Origin of the sequence: Variovorax sp. UC74_104, assembly GCF_044055375.1 — a bacterium.
Classification (GTDB): Bacteria; Pseudomonadota; Gammaproteobacteria; order Burkholderiales; family Burkholderiaceae_C; genus Variovorax.
Genome location: NZ_CP171978.1, coordinates 6,361,300 through 6,380,805, shown reverse-complemented (window position 1 = coordinate 6,380,805; position 19,506 = coordinate 6,361,300). Strand labels below are relative to the sequence as shown.

Genomic DNA, 19,506 nt, shown 5'->3' with positions numbered 1-19,506 from the left:
TGCCGCTCAGGCGGCGGCTTCCGAGCGGACGGCCTCGCGCAATGCCTCCAGGCAGGCGGCCACGGCCGGCCTGTCGCTGTCCGCGCCCAACAGTGCGCCGATGCCTTCGAGCTCGCCGCCGAACTCGTAGGCCACGCGCGCGACCAGTCCCCACTGCACGAAGGGCCCGATGACGCTGCGGGGCACCAGCGTCAGCACGCTGTCGCTGCGCAGCAGCTCGAGCACCAGCGGCAGCGAGGTGCTGGAGACCGGATGAAGCTCGGGTTTCGGCGCGTCGGGTGCGTCGAACAGTGCATCGAACACGCTGCGTATGCCGATGCCCTGGACCGGCAGCATCCACCGCGCCGGCACGCAAGTCGGCCAGCGTCGGCTGGGTCTTGCGCACGAGCGGATGGCGGCGGCCCGCGACGATCCAGGGGACGTCGGGCGCGAACTGCTCGAAGGTGCAGGGTGCGGGCAGCTCGTGCGGCCGGCGGCACAGCGCCATGTCCACGCGGCCGGACATCACGTCGGCCAGCAGCTGGTCGCCGGGCGCCTCCAGCACTTCGATGTGCAATGTCGGGTGGCGCGCCGCGAACGACGGCAGCATCCGGCACAGCAGGCCGGCGACCCCGGCCGTGATCGCACCCAAGCGCAGCACGCCGCCCGCGCCCGCCTGCAGCGCGTGCACCGTGTCGGCCGAGGCCCGCAGCGCGCTCAGCGTGTTGCGCGCCATCGGAGCCACTGCGCTTCCTGCCGCCGTGAGCCGCATGCCGCGCACGTGTCGCTCGAACAACGGCGTGCCGAGCAGGCTTTCGATGTCGGCCAGGGCCTGTGTTGCGGCGGGCTGGCTCATGCCGATCTGTTCGGCCGCGCGCCGCACGCTGCCCGAATCGGCGACGGACACCAGCAGCTGCAGGTGGCGCAGGCGTCCTTTCGCGACCAGTCGGGCGTAGAGGACGGAAGAGGAGGGCGTCACCATGGACATCGCGGGCTTCGTGGGGTATTGGATTTGCTTATCGGAATGGCCATCAATCTATTGGAAGCCGATCGATGGCGTCAACATAATCCGGCCACTTTCGGCTTACACGGATCACCGACCCCATGCAGTTCACACGTCGCCGGCTTGCCGCCATCTCGGCAGCCTTGCCGGGCCTTTTGGCGCTTCCGGCTCTCGCGCAGGACAGCTACCCGCAGCGTCCGGTCAAGTTGATCGTGCCGTTCGCGCCCGGCGGCTCGACCGACATCGTGGCTCGCCTGGTGGCCGACAGGATGCAGGCCACGCTGGGCCAGCCGGTGGTTGTGGACAACCGCACGGGCGGCGGCGGCATGATCGGCTCCGAAGCCGTGGCCCGCGCCGAAGCGGACGGCTACACCGTGGGCATCGGCACCGCGAGCACGCTGACGGTGAACCCGATCCTGCTGAAGGCGAACCGCGTCGATCCGCTGAAGGACCTGGCGCCGATCACCATGCTGGCGACCGTGCCGACGGTGTTCATGGTGCATCCGTCGTTCACAGGACGCAGTTTCGAGCAGGTGGTGGCCGAGGTGCGCGCCAAGCCGGACTTCTACAACATCGGCTCGGCGGGCACCGGCTCCATCAGCCACCTGCTGATCGAGGCGATGAATACCGATCTCAGGTTCAAGCTGCGCCACGTACCGTATCGCGGCATGGGGCCGGCCCTGACGGCGGCGCTGTCGGGCGAGACCGAGGTGTCGATCGACCAATACCCTTCGTCGGCCGCGCACATCAAGAGCGGCAAGCTGTTGCCTTTCGCCGTGGGTGCGCCGAAGCGGCTGGAGGCGCTGCCTTCCGTGCCTACGCTTAAGGAGCTCGGCCAGCCGGATCTCAACGAGCTCTCCATGACGTGGTTCGGCCTGGTCGCACCGGCGAAGACGCCGCCCGCCATCCAGAAAAAGCTGCACGACGCGGCCGTGGCCGCGCTGCGCGACCCGGCGCTGGTCGCACGCCTGAAGGAACTGGGTGCGGACGCGGCCGCAGGTTCTGCCGAGGCCTTCCGCGCGAAGATCGAGAGCGGGCTGGCGCGCAACCGGCGCATCGTCCAGGCCGCGGGCATCAACCCCGAATGAGCGACAACACCATGAACATATTCAGCACGCGTTTCTCGCTCGCCGGCATTGCCGAAAGCATCGATGCGCAATCGCGGCGCGAGCATGCCGAAGTGGTCGCGTGGCGCCGCCACATGCACCGCCACCCCGAGCTGTCGTTCAAGGAAGTGGACACCGCCAACTTTCTCGAGCGCGAACTTGCCGCCATCGATGGGCTGGAAGTGAGCCGGCCCACGCCGACCAGCCTGCTGGCGCGGCTGGCGGGCGGCAGGAAAGGGCGCACGCTGGCGATGCGCGCGGACATCGATGCGCTGCCCCTGCAGGACCAGAAGAGTTGCGACTACGCATCGGGCAATCCCAACGTCATGCACGCCTGCGGCCATGACGGCCACGCGGCGATGCTGCTTGGCTCGGCGCGCATCCTCGCCGGCCTGCGCAGCCAGGTGCCGGGCGAGGTGCGCTTCTTCTTCCAGCATGCCGAGGAGCAGCATCCGGGCGGCGCCCAGCAGATGGTGGACGCGGGTGTGATGAAGGGCGTCGACCAGGTGATCTCGGCGCATGTCTTGTCCACGCTGGACACGGGCAGCATCGCCGTGCTCGACGGCCCGGCGCTGGCCAGTTCCGACCGCTTCGTGCTGCGCGTGCGCGGCCGCGGCGGCCATGCGGCCAACCCCGACCGCTCCATCGACCCGATCATGATCGGCGCGCAGATCGTCTGCAACCTGCAGGCCGTGGTCTCGCGCAACGCCGATCCGCACGAGGCGGTGATTCTCTCGGTCACGCGCTTCGACGGCGGCACCGCCTTCAACGTGATTCCCGATACGGTGGAACTGTGGGGCTCGGTGCGCTGCTTCAACGAGCGGGTGCGCGAGTTGGTGCCGGCTCTGGTGGAGCGTATCGCCAACGGCGTCGCCGGGGCGCATGGGGCTTCCTGCGACCTGGACTACATCCGCGGCTACAGCCCGGTGGTCAACGATCCGGCCGTGGCCGAGCGGATGCGCGCGGTGGTGGAGCAGGGCATTGCGACGGCAGCGTTGCAGCCTATCCGCCCCCCTGCCGAACAGCGAGGACTTCAGCGCCTTCCTGAAGCATGCGCCGGGCGTCTACGTGTTCATCGGGGCGCGCAGTGCCGCCAAGGGCATCGTGCATCCGCACCACCATCCGCATTTCGACTTCGACGAAGACGCGCTGCTGCACGGTGTGCAACTGTTCGCGAACGCGCCTTTCCACCTGAACGCATAGGCCTTTCGAGGGTATCGCCAAGGTCATGCAAAGCGGCGCACAATGGCTCTCAACCCTTGGCGCAGGCGCATCCTGAATCAGCCATGGTGGAGTAAACATGTGATGGGATGAAGCGCCGCGGCGGGGCTACGCAAGGAGCCATGTCATGACCCGCTTCATCGATGTTCACAGCCTGGTCCGCCTGGTGGACGAGACCGGTGTCCCGCAGTTCCTCACCGCGCTGTCCGACGCGCTGCGCGACGACTTCATGCGGTGGCGCGAGTTCGACAAGAAGGCGCGCGTGGCCAGCCATTCGCACCTCGGCGTGATCGAGCTGATGCCGGTGGCCGACGACGGCGCCTACGCCTTCAAGTACGTCAACGGGCATCCGCACAACACATCGGTCGGGCTGCCGACCGTCATGGCCTTCGGCGTTCTGGCCGAGGTCGACACGGGCTACCCCGTGCTGCTTTCCGAACTCACGCTCACCACCGCGCTGCGCACGGCCGCCACCTCCGCCATGGCCGCGAAGGCGCTGGCGCGGCCCGATTCGCGCAGCCTCGCGCTGATCGGCAACGGCTCGCAGAGCGAGTTCCAGGCGCTGGCCTTCCATGCGCTGCTGGGCATCGAGGAAGTGCGGGTGTACGACATCGACTCGCATGCCACCGACAAGCTGGTGCGCCATCTCGCGGCCTGCACGCCGCTGGAGATCGTGCGTGCCCGCTCGGTGGCCGAGGCGGTGCGCGGCGCCGACGTCGTCACCACCGTCACCGCCTACCAGGGGCGCGCGACGGTGCTCACGCCCGACATGATCGAGCCGGGCATGCACATCAACGCGGTGGGCGGCGATTCGCCCGGCAAGACCGAGCTGCATCCCGGCGTGCTCGGCAAGGCGCGCGTGTTCGTCGAGTACGAGCCGCAGACCCGCGTGGAGGGCGAGATCCAGCAGGTGGCTGCCGACTTCCCGGTGCAGGAGCTCTGGCGCGTGCTGCTCGGCGAGGTGCCCGGGCGCGAGAGCGCTGCGCAGGTCACGCTGTTCGACTCGGTGGGCTTCGCGCTGGAGGACTACACGGCGCTGCGCTACATCCAGCGCATCGCCACCGAGCGCGGCATCGGCCGGCAGATCGCGCTGGTGCCCGAGCTCGACGATCCGAAGGACCTGTTCGGGCTCACGGCCTCCGGAAGGCGCCGGGCGGTGCTGCGGCGTGCGGCATGATGGGCGGCTTCGCCACAGCCGCACCGGCCTTCCATCTTCATGCTCACCATCTACAACGACCAGCACGTTCTCCATCAGGGCAAAGTCGAGATGTTCCGCGGCGAGCTCGTGCCGTGCTTCGAGGTGCCCGCCCGAGTCGACCATGTGAGGCACGAGCTGGAGCGCAGGCGCATCGGGCCGCTGCAGGCGCCCGATGAAGCCTTCGACGAGGCGCTGCTGGCCAAGGTGCACGCGCCGCGCTACCTGGACTTCATCGCGCATGCGTGGGACGAGTGGGTGGCGCTCGACCCGTCCAACGCGACGCGCGATGCACTGCCCTCGTACTGGCCCACGCGCGGCATGCGCAGCGACGTGCTGCCGAAGAGCTTTCCGGCGCGCCTGGGCCTCTTCTCCTTCGACGCGGGCACGCCGCTGATGGCCGGCAGCTGGGCGGCCGCACGCCACGGTGCGGCCTGCGCGTGGACCGCGGCGCAGCGCGTCATCGGCGGCGAGCGCGCCGCTTTCGCGCTCACGCGCCCGCCGGGTCACCACGCGGGCGCCGATTTCTTCGGCGGCTACTGCTTCCTGAACAACGCCGCCGTGGCGGCACAGGCCCTGCGCGACGCGGGCGTCGAACGCGTCGCCGTGCTCGACGTCGACTATCACCACGGCAACGGCACGCAGGCCATCTTCCACGAGCGCGACGACGTGCATTTCGCGAGCCTGCACGGCGATCCGCTGACCGACTACCCCTACTACCTGGGCCATGCCGACGAGCGCGGCGCCGGACGCGGCGAGGGCTTCAACCACAACCTGCCGCTGCCGCGCGGCACGGACTTCACGGCATGGCGCGCGGCGCTGAAGACCGCGCTGGCACGCATTGCCGAAGTGAAGGCCGGCGCGCTGGTGGTCTCGCTCGGCGTCGACACCTTCGAGGGCGACCCGATCTCGGGCTTCAAGCTGAAGAGCGACGACTACCTGCGCATGGGCGAAGACCTCGCGCGCGTCGGGCTGCCGACGGTGTTCGTCTTCGAGGGCGGCTACGCGGTGGCAGAGGTGGGCGTCAACGCGGTGAACGTGATCGAAGGCTTCGCGCAGGCCTAGCAGCTGACGCGCAGGCGACTCGAACGCCGGAATTCGCCCCGGTTTCCCACGGAAATCAGGGCAGCCCCGATTGCCTTCGCCGATGCGGCGGGGCCCAATCGGCGCTTTTCTCTCGTCAGGATCCAGTCAGCCATGCTCCGCCGCTCCACCTTTCTCCGTACCGCCGCCGCCATCGCCGCAGCCGGCGGCCTCGCCCTTCCGATGGCAGCGTTCGCGCAGGCCTTTCCCGCCAAGCCCGTCAAGCTGGTGATCGCCTTTCCGGCGGGTGGCCCCACCGACATCACCATGCGCCAGCTCGCCGAGAACGCGAGCAAGATCCTCGGCCAGCCGGTGATCATCGACAACAAGCCCGGCGCCGGCGGCACGCTGCCCGCGCAGGCGCTGCAGACCGCGCAGCCCGACGGCTACACCGTCGCGCAGATCCCGCTGGGCGTGTTTCGACTGGGCTACACCACCAAGATCAACTGGGATCCGCTCAAGGACATCACCTACGTCATCAACGTCACCGGCTACGCCTTCGGCATCGTCGTGCCGGCCGACAGCCCCTTCAAGACCTGGGCCGACTTCGTCGCCTACGCCAAGGCCAACCCCGGCAAGCTCACCTACGGCTCCACCGGCACGCTGACCAGCCCGCACCTGACCACCGAGATCGTCGCGCAGAAGGCCGGCATCCAGCTGCAGCACGTGCCCTACAAGGGCAGCGCCGACCTGATGCTCGCAGTGGTCAGCGGCCAGCTGATGGCCGCGGCCGACAGCACCGGCTTCGCGCCGCAGGTCGAGGCCGGCAAGCTGCGCGTGCTCAACACCTGGGGCGAGAAGCGCCTGGCCAAGTTCCCCGACGCCCCCACGCTGAAGGAACTGGGCTACGACGTGGTGCAGAACTCGCCTTTCGGCATCGGCGCTCCCAAGGGCACGCCGCCCGAGGTGGTGAAGAAGCTGCACGACGCCTTCAAGCAGGCGATGGAAGAGCCGAGCTATGTGGCCTCGCTCGGCCGCTACGACATGCTGCCGAACTACATGAGCTCGGCCACCTACACCAAGTTCGCGCAGGAGACGGTGGTGAAGGAGAAGGCGATCATCGAGAAGCTGGGGTTGGCGAAGGAAGTCAAGACGAACTGAGGACGAACAACTCGTCCACCAGCCGGCCCGCCAGTTCCGGCTGCACCCCATCTCCGCCGAACACCAGCCGGAACACGATAGGCGCGATCAGGTGATCGATCACCTGCTGCGGCTCGGGCGCGGGCTCGCCGCGGGCGCGGGCCTGCGCGACCAGCGTCAGCGCTTCCCTGCGGCGGTTGCGCAGGCAGTCTGTGTCGGAGTTGCCGTTGGCCAGCGCGGCCGCGGCTTTCAGCAGCGAGGTGTTGCAGGGCCTGGACAGGTGCTCGATGAGTTCGCGCGCCCAGGCTTCGAGGTCGGCGCGCAGGGCGCCGGTGTTCGGCAGCGGGCGGTTCGGGTCGAGCCGGTGGGTGGCGGTTTCGGCCAGCAGGCCCTGCAGGTCGCCCCAGCGGCGGTAAATGCTCGATGCGCTGACGCCCGCTCGCTCGGCCACGGCGGGCACTGTGACGCGCTCCCGTCCCTGTTCGGCCACGAGTTCCTCGAGGGCGGTGCGCACGAGCGCTTGCACCTGGGCGCTGCGGCCGCCGGGGCGCTTGTTGGGGAGGGCGGTGTCGGTCATGGCTGTGAACTTTAACGCAAAGATATTTGCTTTAGTGGATTCACAGTCTAGAATCACAAAAGCAAAAAAAGTTGCGTTAAGGATTCGTCATGCCGTCCTCCTGCCCCGAACTCGCTTCCGCCACCGCCGAGATCGCTGCCCGCTCCAGGCCGTGGCGTCTGCCTCAGCGCGCAGCCTTTCCGCTGCTGGCGGCGGTGCTGTTCGCCTTCTTCTTCGCGGCGGCCGCGCCTTCGCCGCTCTTCGTGGTGTTCCAGCACGCCTGGCACTTCTCGTCCTCGCTGCTCACGGTGGCCTTCGCGGTCTACGCGATCGCGCTGTTGGTCTCGCTGCTGGTGGCGGGCTCGCTGTCGGACCACATCGGGCGGCGCCCGGTGGTGCTGGCGGCGCTGGTGCTGCAGGCGGTGGCGATGGGGCTCTTCCTGCTCGCGAACGGCATCGGCGGGCTGATCGTCGCGCGGGTGGTGCAGGGCATCGCTACGGGCGTGGCGAGCGGCGCGCTGAGCGCGGCGGTGGTCGAGGCCGCGCCGGCTTCGCGCAAGCGGTTGGGCGCGCTGATCACGAGCGTGTCGCCGCTCGCGGGCCTTGCGCTGGGCGCGCTGCTGACGGGCGTGGCGGTGAAGTTCTCGGTGCAGCCGGTGATGCTGGTGTTCGGCGTGCTGGCCGCCGTGTTCGCGCTGGGCGCGGCCGTGGTGCTGTGGATGCCCGAGACGGTCACGCCGCGCGCCGGCGCGCTGGCCTCGCTGGTGCCGCGCGTGTCCATTCCCGCCAAGGCCCGCGCCGAGTTCGCGCGCGGGCTGCCGGTGTTCGTCGTGGTGTGGGCGCTCGGCGGGCTGTACCTGTCGCTGGCGCCTTCGCTGATGCTGCACGTGTTCGGCATCGACAACGGCGTGGTCAACGGCCTGACCGTGGCGGTGCTCTCGGGCATGGGAGCCATCGCGCCGACGCTGCTCGGCCGGCTTACGGCACCGCGCCCGGCCATCGCCGGCATGGCCAGCATCGCGCTCGGGCTGGTGCTGCTGCTGGCTGCGCTCGCGACGCGCTCGCTCGCGCTCTTCTTCATCGGCACGGCGGTGGCGGGCATCGGCTTCGGCGGCGCGTTCTCGGCGCTGGTGCAGACGCTGGCGCCGATGGCGCAATCGCACGAGCGCGGCGAGCTGTTCGCGGCGATCTTCGTGGTGAGCTACCTCGCGTTCAGCCTGCCTGCGATGCTCGCGGGCTTCCTGGTGGCGCCGCTGGGATTGCTGAACACGGCCGAAGGCTATGCAGGGGCGCTGCTGCTGATTGCGGCCTTCGGCACCTGGAGCCAGTGGGCCTTGCTGCGTCGGATGCGGCGCGAGCTGCCTGTGAGCGAGTGAGCGGCGGGATCGGTTCGGGTCAGGCAATGGTCGGGCCTGGGGCTTCTGGCTCGAAGCCCCAATCACCAACGACGACGCTACCGGCACTCCATCTTCAGCCGCCGCTCGCCCTTGAGCAGGCCTCAGCGCGCCGAGAGAATCGCGCGCGCCGCCTCGGCGAAGCCGGTCCCGCGCTCGGCCTGCGTCACGTAGCGCGGCAGGTGCTCGAGCTGCGGCACGAAGCGCGCGACGTTCGCCACGCCGATGCTGTGCGCGAAGCTGCGGAACATCAGCTGGTCGTTGGTGGAATCGCCCACGTAGGCCCAGCGGTCCATCTCGTCGTCGAGCCGGCGGCCCCACAGCTCGCGCACGATCCATCGCGCGCCTTCGAGCTTGTCGTTGTCGCCGTACCAGCCGTTGACGTGGATGCTGCTCACGGTGGCGTGCATGCCCTCGCCGCGCATCAGCGCCACCACCTGCGCGATGGTGGCGTCGCTCAATTGCACGAACTCGCTGTGGTCGATGGCGATGTCGGTCTCGCGCCCCGGCGAGTCGGTGGCGCGGCCCACGCCCGGCAGCTCGCGCTCGATGCGCTCCAGCACCGCCTGCATGCGCGCGAAGTTGGCCGCGCGGGTGGGCTCGTCCTGCTGGTAGCGCTTCTCGACCTTGCCATCGGCCGAAGGCAGCAGCGCGACCGCGCCGTTCTCGGCCACGATGGCATCGACCGGCCAGGCGTTGACGAAGGGCAGGCTCCAGCCGACTGGCCGGCCCGTGATCGCCACCACCGAGAGGCCCGCGGCCTTGAGATCGCCCAGTGCCTGCAACGCGTCGGGCGTGATGGCGCCTTCGTGCGTGAGTGTGTCGTCGATGTCGGTGAACACGCCGATGAGCCCGGCGCGCGCAGTCTCGGGCCAGTCGGCCAGCGGCAGCAGATGATGAGGCGAGGAGGGCAGGGAAGGCGGCTGCGAAGGCATGGCGGAAAGAATGCGAAAGGGAGCGGTGATCGTACCGGTGCTTTCGTGTAGCATCCCGCCCCCGCCGTGCCATCGAGGCCGGTGCGGCGCCCTCCATGCCCCACATCCTCGTCGACGACCTTCGCAAGACCTACCGCATTTCCGAACGCGACCCTGGCGTGATCGGCGCGCTGCGCGGCCTCGTGCGGCGCCGCCACCGCACGGTGGAGGCGCTGTCGGGCGTGTCGTTCGCGCTGGAGCGCGGCGAGCTGCTGGGCTTCATCGGGCCGAATGGCGCGGGCAAGTCGACCACCATCAAGATTCTCTCGGGCATCCTGCGGCCCGACTGCGGGCGCGTGGAGATCGACGGGCGAGACCCCTTCGCCGACCGCGAGCGCCACGTGGCGCGCATCGGCGTGGTCTTCGGCCAGCGCACGCAGCTGTGGTGGGACCTGCCCGTGGGCGACGGCTTCGACCTGCTGCGCGACATCTACCGCGTGGACCCGGCACGCTATCGCCGCACGCGCGACGAACTCGTGGCGCTGCTGAACCTGGAGCGCGTGCTCGCGCAGCCGGTGCGGCAGCTCTCGCTGGGCCAGCGCATGCGCGCAGAGATCGCGGCGGCGCTGCTGCACGAGCCCGATATTCTCTTTCTCGACGAACCCACCATCGGCCTCGACGCGCCCTCGAAGCTGGCGGTGCGCGACTTCGTGCGCCGCGCCAACCGCGAGCGCGGCACCACGGTGCTGCTGACCACGCACGACATGCACGACATCGAGGCGCTGGCCCGCCGCGTGATCATCATCGGCCACGGCCGCGTGCTGGCCGACAGCCCGGTCGAGGCCCTGCGTGCGCAGGTGATGGCCGAGCGCCGCCTCGTCGTCGATTTCGCGCAAGGCGCCGAACTGCCCGCGCAGGTGGAAGGCGCGCGGGTGCATTCACGCGACGGCCAGACGCTGGTGCTCGACTTCGACCCGGCCCGCACTGCGGCGCCCGCGCTGATCGCGCGCATCGCCGCCGCGCATGCGGTGGAGGACATCCGTCTCGAAGGCCTGGCGATCGAGGCCGTCATCGCGCGCTTCTACGCCATGCACGGAGCAGCCGAAGCATGACGGCGATGCGCACGCACGACCTTGCGCGGCCCTACATCGCTGCCTTCGCATCGCGCTTCCAGCAGATGCTGCAGTACCGCACCGCCGCGCTCGCCGGCTTCGCCACGCAGTGCTGGTGGGGCGGCATCAAGGTGATGGTGTTCGCGGCCTTCTACGGCCACGCGGCCACGACGGGGGCGAGCACGTCGATGTCGCTCGCCCAGGCCATCACCTACACCTGGCTCGCGCAGGGGCTGCTCGTGCTGCTGCCCTGGCTGGGCGACCCGGAAGTGGCACAGGCGGTGCGCACCGGTGCCGTCGCCTACGACCGGCTGCGGCCCGTCGACGCCTACGCGCTGTGGTTCGCGCGCAGCGCCGGCTGGATCGCCGCCCGCGTGCTGCCGCGCGTGGCGCTGATGGCGGCCTTCGCGATGGTCGCGCTGCCGCTGCTCGGCCTGGGCGAGTGGGCCTGGCAGCTTCCGGCGGGCGTTGCCGCGGGGCTCGCCTTCGTGCTCTCGGCCGTGCTCGCGCTGCTGCTGTCGACGTCGATGGTGATGCTGCTGAACGTGGCCGCCACCGCCGCGCTCAACGAACGCGGCATCAGCGCGGTCGCCACGCCGGTGGTCATCGTGTTCTCTGGCAACCTGCTGCCGCTCGCGATGCTGCCCGACGCTTGGCAGACCGCGCTGCTGCTGCAGCCGCTGGCCGGGCTGATGGACATTCCAGCGCGGCTCTACTTCGGGCAGCTGCAGGGCTGGCAGGCCGTGGGAGGACTCGGTCTGCAGGCCTTCTGGATCGCGGTGCTCGTGGCGCTGGGACACATGGCGATGAGCCGTACCATGCGCGGCCTGCAGGTGCAGGGCGGATGAAGGTGGTGAGGGCGATGGGATCGATTCCGCTCTTCTTCCGGCTGGTGGGCGCTTCCCTCGGCGGCCAGGCGCGCTACCCCGCCTCGGCGCTGATGCTGACCGTCGGCCAGTTCCTCGGCACTGGTATCGAGGTGATCGCCGTGTGGGCGCTGTTCCACCGCTTCGGCGACGTGCAGGGCTGGCGCATCGGCGAGGTGGCCCTGTTCTACGGCCTGGTGAACTGCATGTTCGCGCTGGCCGATGCGCTGGGCCGCGGCTTCGACGTGCTCGGCACCGAGTTTTTGCGCACCGGCGCCTTCGACCGCCTGCTGCTGCGCCCGCGTCCGCTCGCGCTGCAGCTGATGGGCAACGACTTCCGCATCAGCCGACTGGGCCGGCTGCTGCAGGGGCTGGCGATGGTGGCTTTCGCGACGCAGCAGACGGGCATCGCGTGGACGCCGGGCGCCATCGCCATCGCGCTGCTCGCCATCGCGGGCGGCGTGGCGCTGTTCCTCGGCATCCTGGTGCTGCAGGGCACCCTGGCCTTCTGGACCGTCGAGAGCCTCGAGATCGCGAACGTGCTGACCTATGGCGGCGTGCAGGCCGCGCAGTACCCGCTGGCGCTCTATGCGCGCTGGTTCCGGCGCGTGCTGACCTTCATCGTGCCGCTGGCCTGCGTGGCGTACTACCCGGTGCTGGCGATCCTGGGGAAGGCCGACCCGTTGGGGGCTCCGGCGTGGGTGGGCCTGGTGTCGCCGCTCGCGGGATTCGTGTTCCTGGCGGCGGCGTTCGGGGTGTGGCGCGTCGGGTTGCGCCGCTATGCGTCGACGGGCAGTTGAGTTGAAGAGAGCCGGAGAACGGGCTTATTGCTTCTTCGTCGCGGCACTCTCATCCCGGTGCTTCGCGAGTAGCACTGGGATGTTTTCATAGAGCGAGTAAATGGAGTCCTCGCTGCCGTTGGCAAGCTGCTTGGCAACCTTGTTGAAGGGGTGCACGAAGAACCCGGCTTCGCATTCGAGCGATCCACCCAGCATCCATGTGCAGTTGTATTGTTTTCGAATGGCCTCGCCGAAATAGGAGCCTAGAACCTGCGTGAGCCCTGCGGGGTTCGTCACGCCGGTGCGCGTGCGCTCGATGAAGCCATCGAGCCATTTCACGGACTCCGGCGTGAAATTGAAGTCAACGCCCGAGGTCACGCCAATCCGTTCTTGAACAAGCTTGGCGTTCGCCTCTATCGCTGCGATCTGCGTGGCGAGTTGCCGCGGCTTTTGATCGTGCTCGACGGGACCTTGTGCCCATGCGGTCGGCAAAGTCATTGCTGCCGTCAAACAAAGACGTGACCAGAAGGTGCCTTGCACGCGCTACCCCGCGCTCTGCAGCGCCAACCCCGCATGCTCGCGCAGCGGATGGAAGTGGATCTTCGGAAACCGCTCCTGCGCCAGCCGCACGTCGTAAGGCGACGTGCACAGGAAGGCCAGCGTATCCGCCGCGTCCTTCGCCATGCGCTGCGGGTAGGCGTTCACGAACTCGCGCAGCTCGGCCGGCGTGTCGGCCGTGATCCAGCGTGCGCCGGTGTACTGGCAGCCTTCGAGCCGCACGTCGGCGTCGTATTCGGTCTTCAGGCGGTGCTGCACCACTTCGAACTGCAGCTGGCCGACCGCGCCCAGCAGCATCGGGCCGCCGATCTCGGGGCGGAAGACCTGGATCGCGCCTTCCTCGCCGAGCTGGGCCAGGCCCTGCTGCAGCTGCTTGGTGCGCAGCGGGTTCTTCAGGATCACGGTCATGAAGAGCTCGGGCGCGAAGAAGGGCAGGCCGGTGAACTGCAGGCTTGCGCCGTCGGTGATGGTGTCGCCCAGCTGCACGCCGCCATGGGTGGTGAAGCCCACGATGTCGCCCGCGTAGGCCTCTTCCACCGCCTCGCGGCGCTGGCTCATGAAGGTCACGACGCTGGTGGGTCGCAGTTCTTTCGCGGTGCGCTGCACCTTCAGCTTCATGCCCGGCGTGTACTTGCCCGAGGCCATGCGCACGAAGGCGATGCGGTCGCGGTGGTTGGCGTCCATGTTGGCCTGCACCTTGAAGACCACGCCCGCGAAGTCCTTGTCCTCGGGCTGGATCTCCTTGGTCACCGGCTGGCGGTTGACCAGCGTGGTGCTGACGCGCGAGCGCGGCGAGGGCGCCAGGTCGACCAGCGCGTCGAGCACTTCCATCACGCCGAAGTTGTTCACGCCGGAGCCGAAGAACACGGGCGTCTGCTTGCCGGCCAGGAAGGCCTCGCGGTCCCAGGCGGGCGACGCGCCGGTGGCGAGCTCCATGCTTTCCATGGCGGTCTCGAAGTCGGCGCCGAAGCGCTTGACCAGCGTGTCGCGCTCGGAAAGCGGAATGGTCTCGAAATCCTGCGGCAGGCGCTCGCTGCCCGACTCGAACACGGTCATCGCCTGCGTGCGCAGGTTCATGATCCCGCGGAAGCTCTTGCCCTGGCCCACCGGCCAGGTCATGGGCACGCAGGGCATGCCGAGCTCGCGTTCCACCTCGTCGAGGATGTCCAGCGGCTCGCGCACTTCGCGGTCCATCTTGTTGACGAAGGTGATGATGGGCGTGTCGCGCTGGCGGCAGACCTCGATCAGCCGCCGCGTCTGCGCTTCCACGCCGTTGGCCGCGTCGATCACCATCAGCGCCGAGTCGACGGCGGTGAGCACGCGGTAGGTGTCTTCGGAGAAGTCCTTGTGGCCGGGTGTGTCGAGCAGGTTGATGACGTGGTCGCGGTAGACCATCTGCATCACCGACGAGGCCACCGAGATGCCGCGCTGCTTCTCGATCTCCATCCAGTCGGAGGTGGCATGGCGCGAGGCCTTGCGCGCCTTCACCGAGCCGGCGATCTGGATCGCGCCGGAGAAAAGCAGCAGCTTTTCGGTCAGCGTGGTCTTGCCGGCGTCAGGGTGGGAAATGATCGCGAAGGTGCGGCGGCGGCGGGTTTCGGCTACGAAAGACAAGATGGGCAATCTGCGGGGGGAATCCGCGATTTTAAAAGGCAGCTTCGACAAGTCCCGATTTCAGTCCTCTTGCCCGCCGTGTCCGGTGCAGCGGACACCGTTGAAGGTGTGAGTGCAGCATGGGCAGCTGGGCACCATCTGCTCGGGCCCCAGCGCCGGGTTGACTACTTGCAGCTTGCCCTCGTCATCGACAAACAGGCCGCTGTAATAGCTTGAATCGCCGACCCTGACGACGTCCTGCCGCTGGTCGTCGCGCAGCGCCACCAGCCAAAAGATGGGCTCGGGCCGATCGAGCCGCGACACGGCTTCGCTATGCACCGAGTTCCAGTCGGCGCCGACTTTGGAGAGGAGGAACCTGAACAAGGGGGTGTAGTCGAGCCCGCGCTGATGTTTCCCATGCATGGCGCTTCGGGTGGCATCCGAGCGCATGGAATCCTTGGTGTTTCGTTCGTGGCGGTAGTCGCCCCCAAAAAGATGGTGCACATTGCGCGCCTTGGTGTTCACCTTGCGGTAGAGGGGCTCCTTCTGCATCAGTGCATTGTGCAGGGATCAGTGCTCAGCCCCCGAGCGCCTCGTTCATCCCATACGCCCGCATCTGCGCCTCGAACCGCGCCACATCCTGGCTCAGCACCACGATGTCGTGTGCCATGCCCTGTCGGTCCTTCACGTGCTTGCCCAGCAGCGCCTCGGGCTTGAACCCCAGGGCCTGGAAGACGGCGATGGCGCCGCGCTGGTCGACGGTCATGCGGGCGACGAGCTTTTCCGCCCCTCGCTCGATGGCCAGGGCGCAGGCCTCGCGCGCGAGCTTGTGGCCCAGGCCGCTGCCGCGCAGCTCGGGGGGCGGCGAGCACGCGCAGTTCGGCGACGTGGCTGGACCAGGAGTGCGGATCGCGAATCACCGCCGCGCAGCCGAGCACCGTCTCGTCGCGCACCGCGAGCACGCTGTCGATGTCGCCGCGCTCGATGGCGCGCACCCAGGCGCTCATCACCTTGGGCTGGGTGATGTCGCGCGGCAGAAAGAGCAGGTCGTGCGCCGGCAATGCCTGCGCGAAGGCGAGCACGGCGTCGGCGTCTTCGGCGGCCATGAGGCGCAGGACGATGCTGCCCTCGCTGCTGGTCACGGTGCGCGGGTAGGTCCGCGAGAAAGAGTCGGTCACGGTGGTGATGCTCATGTCGATCGCACTCCAAGCCATTCGTCCAGTTTGGGCCACAACCGGCGCACCGCGTTGGGCCCGGCGGCGAGGCTGACGTGGCCGCCCTTGAGCACCACTTCCTCCTTGTCGGCAGAGCCGATGCCAGCCACCAGCGGCTGCCCGGCCTCGTAGGGAACGATGTGGTCGTGCTGCGCGAGGGCGTGCAGCACCGGCACCTTGATGTTCTTCAGTTGCACCTTCTGCCCGCCGATCACCAGCTCGCCCTTGTGCAGCTTGTTGCCCCACATGAGCTCCTTGACGGTCTGGCGGAAGTACTCGCCGGCCAGCGGCAGCATCTCGTTGCCCCAGCGGTCGAACATGCGGTACGACTTGACGAATTCGTCGTTGTCCATGTTGTCCCACAGCTGCACCATGCCCGCGCTGCGGCCGGCGGGGCGCAGCATGTCGAAGGAGGCGAAGAGCATCTCGGGCGGCACGTTGCCCACGGTGTCGATGAGCCGGTCGACGTCGAAGTAGCGGCGGTCCGACCACGCATGGAAGAGCTTCATGCGGCTGAAGTCGATGGGCGTGGTGAAGAGCGCGAGATTCTTCATCGGCCCGCCGGGGTGCAGCGCGGCGTACAGCGTGGAGAGCACGCCGCCCATGCAGTAGCCCACGAGCGTGACGTCTTCCTCGCCTGAGCGCTCCTGCACGCGGCGGATGGAATCGGGGATGAAGTCGAGCACGTAGTCCTCGATGCGCAGGTATTTTTCCTGCGGGCGCGGGGCGTTCCAATCCATCATGTAGACGTCGTAGCCCTGCAGCAGCAGGTGCTCGACCATGCTCTGGCCCGGCGCCAGGTCGAGGATGTAGCCGCGGTTGGTGGTCGCCATCACGATCAGCAGCGGCACGCGGTAGATCTCGTCGGCCATGGGCCGGTAGTGGTACAGGCTCAGCGTGCCGCGGCGGTGGATCTCGTCCTTGGGCGTCTGGCCGACGGAAGGGGCGGTGGTGGTGAGGAAATCCAGGCCCTTGATGTTGCGCTGGATCGCCCGTTCGATCTCCGAGGCGATGTCGGGCAGGACGAATGCGTCGGCTTCGGCGGTCATGACCGGCGCTTTCCCGCGGGCTTGCGCGTGCGTGCGGGCCGGGTCGCCGCGGCCGGCGGCGGGTTCGGCGGCTGGCGTGTGCGGCGCGGTCCGGGCGCGGCCGATGCCACGGCGGCACCGCTTCCTTCTACCGCGCGGGCGATGCGCGCCAGATGGTCGTCGATGCGCTGCAGCTGTTCGCCGAGCGCCTGCAGGTCGGCGCGCGTCGGCAGATTCAGCATCGTGAGGTAGCGCGCCATCAGGTCGCCCAGCGCTTTCTGGGCGGTGAGCGAGGCGTTCATGCCGCCGTGCATGCCCTGGCGGAACGGGTCCGAGGCCATGGTCTCGTTGGCGAATTCGTTGGTGCTCTTTTCCCACTGGGCCGTGAGTTCGCGCCACATGGCCATGGGGTCGAGGGGAGAGAACTTGTTCGTCATGGCGGAAGCTCCCTTCTTTCCTGTCTGTCGCCTTGTTCCTGTCGCCGCTGCCTCAGGTGCCGGCGTGCCGCGCCGTGTGCGCCGCGATGGCCTCGACGATCTGCGGCCACATCGGGATCGGCAATGCGTGCCCCATTCCCGGGATGCGCAGCAGCTGCGACCCCGTGATCGCATCGGCCACGTCCACGCCGCATGCCACCGGCACCAGCGGATCGTCGTCGCCGTGGATCACCAGCGTGGGCACGCGCACTTCGCGAAGCGCGGGCTTGCGGTTGCCGGAGGCCAGGATGGCGGCGAGCTGCCGCGCCACGCCGGCCGGGTTGAGGCCGCGCAGGAAGACGAGCTGCGCCTTCTCGGCATCGCGCGCTTCGTCGAGCGGAAAGCTCCCCGGTCCGCGCAGCACGCGCCACACCTTCGCGTGGTGCGCCTGGTAGGCCGCGAAGGTGGTCGGCGCGGGTGAGAACAGCACCGCCATCGCCTCGGGTGTGGGCGGCGGCAGGCCCGGCGCGCCGGTGCTCGACATGATGCTGGTGAACGACAGCATCCGCTGCGCGTGATGGATGCACATCTCCTGGCCGATGGCGCCGCCCATCGAGGCGCCCACGACGTGCGCGCGCTCGATGCCCAGCGCGTCGAGCAGCCCGACGCAGTCGGCCGCCATGTCGCGCAGGTCGTAAGGCGCTCGCAGCGGCAGGCCGGCCATCGCCTGCGCCATCAGCGCCTGGATGTCGGGCACGCCGAGCAGCGTGAGGTGCGTCGAATGGCCGATGTCGCGGTTGTCGAAGCGGATCACGCGGTGCCCGCCGGCTTCGGCGAGCCTGGCGCAGAAGGCGTCGTCCCACGCCACCATCTGCGCGCCGAGGCCCATGACCAGCAGCAGCGGCGAGCCGGCCGGGTCGCCGAAGCTGTCCCACGCCAGCTCGATGCCGTTGGCGTGTGTGCGCCGCTCCACGCGGGGCGGAACTGCGGACATGCGTTGGCCCCCGTGCCTACTTGCGCTGGAGCAGCTTCGTCACTTCGTCCACGTTGGCCTGGATGCGCTGGCGCACCACGTCGAAGGCGTCGGCCTGCGACTTGGCCGCGAGGTTGGCCAGCTCCTTGATGTCGTCGATGGCGCGCTGGAACGACTGGCGGCCGAGTTCGTCGAGCTTGGCGAGGTTCTCCTTCGGGTCCTTGCCGGGCATTTCCTTGGCGGCGGCCTGCCACTCGGAAATGGCGCTCTTGATCATCTCCGTCTGCCGCTGCACCACGGTCTGCAGGCCCTGGTAGGACTTCTCGTTGGCCTGCATCAGGGCGGCCAGATCCTTGCGGCCGCTCTCCAGCAGCTTGCCGGCGCCGCCGGTCAGGTTGAGGCTCTGCAGCCGGTCGGCCATGCCTTTCAGCGGGTTGAGCATGTCCGCGGCGTTCGGCGCCGCCTTCTTCGTGCCGGAGGTACTGCTGCTGCTACTGCTGGCGGTGGTCTTCTTCGCTGCGGCTTTCTTGGCAGTGGCCATGGTGCGGGATCTCCTGTGACGTTGGACGTGTGGATGGCAGGGACCAAGCCTGACGGCAAAAATCCCTCGCCACGATACGCCGCGCCGGAGCGCCGCAGGTTGCCGCCGCGACAAAAATGCCTGCGGGATTTCCCTTGGGTGCCGGGCTCCCGCTCGTGGCCCAGCCTACATCGGCGGCGCGAAGCCGTTGCGCCCGGCGGTCACGCGCAACGCGGTGGGCGTGCCGTTCTTCTCCTGCGCGTTGACCAGCACACGTGCGCCGGGCACCAGCAGCGCGTCGGTGCCGGGGCGGAAGGTGACCACCGGCACGTCGGGCGGCACGACGACGGTCTTCTCGCCGCCCTTGTAGGTCAGGTGCAGTTGCTGGCCGCCGCGCACCGACTTCGGCGCCGCGGCCAGGTCCGCGACGGTGGCGTTGGTCATGGTGCTTTCGGGCAGCAGGTCCCAGGGGCGATGGCCCTCGCCCGTGCCGCGCGCGGCCTCGGGGAACACGACCACTTCGAGCGCCTTCTGCGTGCCGTCGGCCTGCGGCATGGCGGCGGTGCCGATGAAGCTGCCGTGCTTGATGTCCGAAAGCTTGATCGGATAGACCTCGGAGACAGCCAGGTCGGCCGGACGCGCGAGCGAGACGACCTCGCCGCCGCGGGCCTGCACCACGAGGGTGCTGGCGTCGACGCGCACGAGGGTGCCGCGGATGCGGACGGTGTCGGCGTTCTGGGCCGAGGCGACGGCCGGCAGGAGGGCTGTCAGGCAAAGGGCGGCAACGGCGGCGAGCAGGGGAGCCTTGGACGCGCTGGACGAATGAATCGGCATGTGGGCTTTCGGGGACGATGGGGCTGGTCAATGTACGTCCCGCCGGCGAATCGTGCTGGCGGCCGACTTAGCCCTGAATGAG

Annotated in this window: 22 protein-coding genes and 2 pseudogenes; 11 read left to right on the top strand and 13 right to left on the bottom strand. The window is 68.8% G+C overall.

The window, feature by feature from the left end:
- Positions 1-6: 6 nt before the first annotated feature.
- A complete protein-coding gene (locus tag ACHMXA_RS30200; RefSeq protein ID WP_395321431.1) occupies positions 7-336 on the bottom strand; it encodes a hypothetical protein in 330 nt (109 codons plus the stop codon).
- Positions 269-961: pseudogene (locus tag ACHMXA_RS30195) on the bottom strand (LysR family transcriptional regulator); the annotation flags it as partial. The pseudogene ACHMXA_RS30195 and the gene ACHMXA_RS30200, both read right to left, overlap by 68 nt.
- 122 nt (positions 962-1,083) lie before the next feature.
- Between ACHMXA_RS30195 and ACHMXA_RS30190 the strand changes: the two are divergent.
- From ACHMXA_RS30190 to ACHMXA_RS30165, 6 genes and pseudogenes are all read left to right on the top strand, one after another.
- Positions 1,084-2,070: a Bug family tripartite tricarboxylate transporter substrate binding protein gene (locus tag ACHMXA_RS30190; protein WP_395317491.1), complete on the top strand. Its 987-nt coding sequence runs from the start codon at positions 1,084-1,086 to the stop codon at positions 2,068-2,070.
- Positions 2,067-3,017, top strand: a pseudogene (locus ACHMXA_RS30185) (amidohydrolase); the annotation flags it as partial. The gene ACHMXA_RS30190 and the pseudogene ACHMXA_RS30185, both read left to right, overlap by 4 nt.
- Positions 2,971-3,291, top strand: a complete 321-nt coding sequence (locus ACHMXA_RS30180) for a M20/M25/M40 family metallo-hydrolase (RefSeq protein WP_395321422.1) — start codon at positions 2,971-2,973, stop codon at positions 3,289-3,291. The pseudogene ACHMXA_RS30185 and the gene ACHMXA_RS30180, both read left to right, overlap by 47 nt.
- Positions 3,292-3,436: 145 nt before the next feature.
- On the top strand, positions 3,437-4,486 hold the full coding sequence (locus ACHMXA_RS30175; protein ID WP_395317490.1) for an ornithine cyclodeaminase: 1,050 nt from the start codon (positions 3,437-3,439) through the stop codon (positions 4,484-4,486).
- 39 nt (positions 4,487-4,525) lie between these two features.
- A complete protein-coding gene (locus tag ACHMXA_RS30170; RefSeq protein ID WP_395317489.1) occupies positions 4,526-5,569 on the top strand; it encodes a histone deacetylase family protein in 1,044 nt (347 codons plus the stop codon).
- A 132-nt stretch (positions 5,570-5,701) separates the two neighbouring features.
- Positions 5,702-6,688 carry a tripartite tricarboxylate transporter substrate binding protein gene (locus ACHMXA_RS30165; RefSeq protein WP_395317488.1) on the top strand — a complete coding sequence of 329 codons (987 nt, stop codon included), beginning with the start codon at positions 5,702-5,704 and terminating at the stop codon, positions 6,686-6,688.
- On the opposite strand, the gene ACHMXA_RS30160 is transcribed toward ACHMXA_RS30165, so the two are convergent.
- Positions 6,675-7,244, bottom strand: coding sequence for a TetR/AcrR family transcriptional regulator (locus ACHMXA_RS30160; RefSeq protein WP_395317487.1), 570 nt, complete (start codon positions 7,242-7,244; stop codon positions 6,675-6,677). The two genes, ACHMXA_RS30165 and ACHMXA_RS30160, sit on opposite strands and share 14 nt — an antisense overlap.
- A gap of 89 nt (positions 7,245-7,333) precedes the next feature.
- Between ACHMXA_RS30160 and ACHMXA_RS30155 the strand changes: the two genes are divergently transcribed.
- A complete protein-coding gene (locus ACHMXA_RS30155) occupies positions 7,334-8,599 on the top strand; it encodes an MFS transporter (protein WP_395317486.1) in 1,266 nt (421 codons plus the stop codon).
- A 122-nt stretch (positions 8,600-8,721) separates the two neighbouring features.
- On the opposite strand, the gene ACHMXA_RS30150 is transcribed toward ACHMXA_RS30155, so the two are convergent.
- Positions 8,722-9,552: an HAD-IIB family hydrolase gene (locus tag ACHMXA_RS30150; RefSeq protein WP_395317485.1), complete on the bottom strand. Its 831-nt coding sequence runs from the start codon at positions 9,550-9,552 to the stop codon at positions 8,722-8,724.
- Between the two features lie 95 nt (positions 9,553-9,647).
- On the opposite strand from ACHMXA_RS30150, the gene ACHMXA_RS30145 reads away from it, so the two are divergent.
- Genes ACHMXA_RS30145 through ACHMXA_RS30135 form a run of 3 tightly spaced genes read left to right on the top strand, consistent with a single transcriptional unit; the run spans position 9,648 to position 12,309 of the window.
- Positions 9,648-10,643 (top strand): ATP-binding cassette domain-containing protein, encoded by a 996-nt coding sequence (locus ACHMXA_RS30145; protein WP_395317484.1) that lies wholly within the window; start codon positions 9,648-9,650, stop codon positions 10,641-10,643.
- The gene (locus ACHMXA_RS30140) at positions 10,640-11,491 is read left to right on the top strand and encodes an ABC transporter permease (RefSeq protein WP_395317483.1); all 852 of its coding nucleotides are present in this window, start codon (positions 10,640-10,642) and stop codon (positions 11,489-11,491) included. Before ACHMXA_RS30145 ends, ACHMXA_RS30140 begins: the two co-directional genes overlap by 4 nt.
- Positions 11,492-11,505: 14 nt before the next feature.
- Positions 11,506-12,309 (top strand): ABC transporter permease, encoded by an 804-nt coding sequence (locus ACHMXA_RS30135; protein ID WP_395317482.1) that lies wholly within the window; start codon positions 11,506-11,508, stop codon positions 12,307-12,309.
- 24 nt (positions 12,310-12,333) lie between these two features.
- Here ACHMXA_RS30135 and ACHMXA_RS30130 read toward each other — a convergent pair whose 3' ends face one another.
- From ACHMXA_RS30130 to ACHMXA_RS30115, 4 genes are read right to left on the bottom strand one after another with little or no spacing between them, the layout of a single operon-like run.
- Positions 12,334-12,786, bottom strand: coding sequence for a hypothetical protein (locus tag ACHMXA_RS30130; protein ID WP_395317481.1), 453 nt, complete (start codon positions 12,784-12,786; stop codon positions 12,334-12,336).
- A 45-nt stretch (positions 12,787-12,831) separates the two neighbouring features.
- Entirely contained in the window at positions 12,832-14,460 is a 1,629-nt protein-coding gene (locus ACHMXA_RS30125; protein ID WP_395317480.1) for a peptide chain release factor 3, read from the bottom strand.
- Between the two features lie 60 nt (positions 14,461-14,520).
- Complete coding sequence (locus tag ACHMXA_RS30120) at positions 14,521-14,991, bottom strand: hypothetical protein (RefSeq protein WP_395317479.1); 471 nt, start codon at positions 14,989-14,991, stop codon at positions 14,521-14,523.
- 25 nt (positions 14,992-15,016) lie between these two features.
- Positions 15,017-15,205, bottom strand: a complete 189-nt coding sequence (locus tag ACHMXA_RS30115; RefSeq protein WP_395317478.1) for a hypothetical protein — start codon at positions 15,203-15,205, stop codon at positions 15,017-15,019.
- Positions 15,206-15,408: 203 nt separating this feature from the next.
- On the opposite strand from ACHMXA_RS30115, the gene ACHMXA_RS30110 reads away from it, so the two are divergent.
- Positions 15,409-15,594, top strand: a complete 186-nt coding sequence (locus tag ACHMXA_RS30110) for a hypothetical protein (protein WP_395317477.1) — start codon at positions 15,409-15,411, stop codon at positions 15,592-15,594.
- Positions 15,595-15,628: 34 nt separating this feature from the next.
- On the opposite strand, the gene ACHMXA_RS30105 is transcribed toward ACHMXA_RS30110, so the two are convergent.
- From ACHMXA_RS30105 to ACHMXA_RS30085, 5 genes are all read right to left on the bottom strand, one after another.
- Entirely contained in the window at positions 15,629-16,702 is a 1,074-nt protein-coding gene (locus ACHMXA_RS30105; RefSeq protein WP_395317476.1) for an alpha/beta fold hydrolase, read from the bottom strand.
- A complete protein-coding gene (locus ACHMXA_RS30100; protein WP_395317475.1) occupies positions 16,699-17,118 on the bottom strand; it encodes a poly(R)-hydroxyalkanoic acid synthase subunit PhaE in 420 nt (139 codons plus the stop codon). Before ACHMXA_RS30100 ends, ACHMXA_RS30105 begins: the two co-directional genes overlap by 4 nt.
- 52 nt (positions 17,119-17,170) lie before the next feature.
- Positions 17,171-18,091 (bottom strand): alpha/beta fold hydrolase, encoded by a 921-nt coding sequence (locus ACHMXA_RS30095; protein ID WP_395317474.1) that lies wholly within the window; start codon positions 18,089-18,091, stop codon positions 17,171-17,173.
- Positions 18,092-18,107: 16 nt separating this feature from the next.
- On the bottom strand, positions 18,108-18,611 hold the full coding sequence (gene phaP / locus ACHMXA_RS30090; protein ID WP_176663507.1) for a TIGR01841 family phasin: 504 nt from the start codon (positions 18,609-18,611) through the stop codon (positions 18,108-18,110).
- A 165-nt stretch (positions 18,612-18,776) separates the two neighbouring features.
- Complete coding sequence (locus ACHMXA_RS30085) at positions 18,777-19,424, bottom strand: hypothetical protein (protein ID WP_395317473.1); 648 nt, start codon at positions 19,422-19,424, stop codon at positions 18,777-18,779.
- Positions 19,425-19,506: the final 82 nt, after the last annotated feature.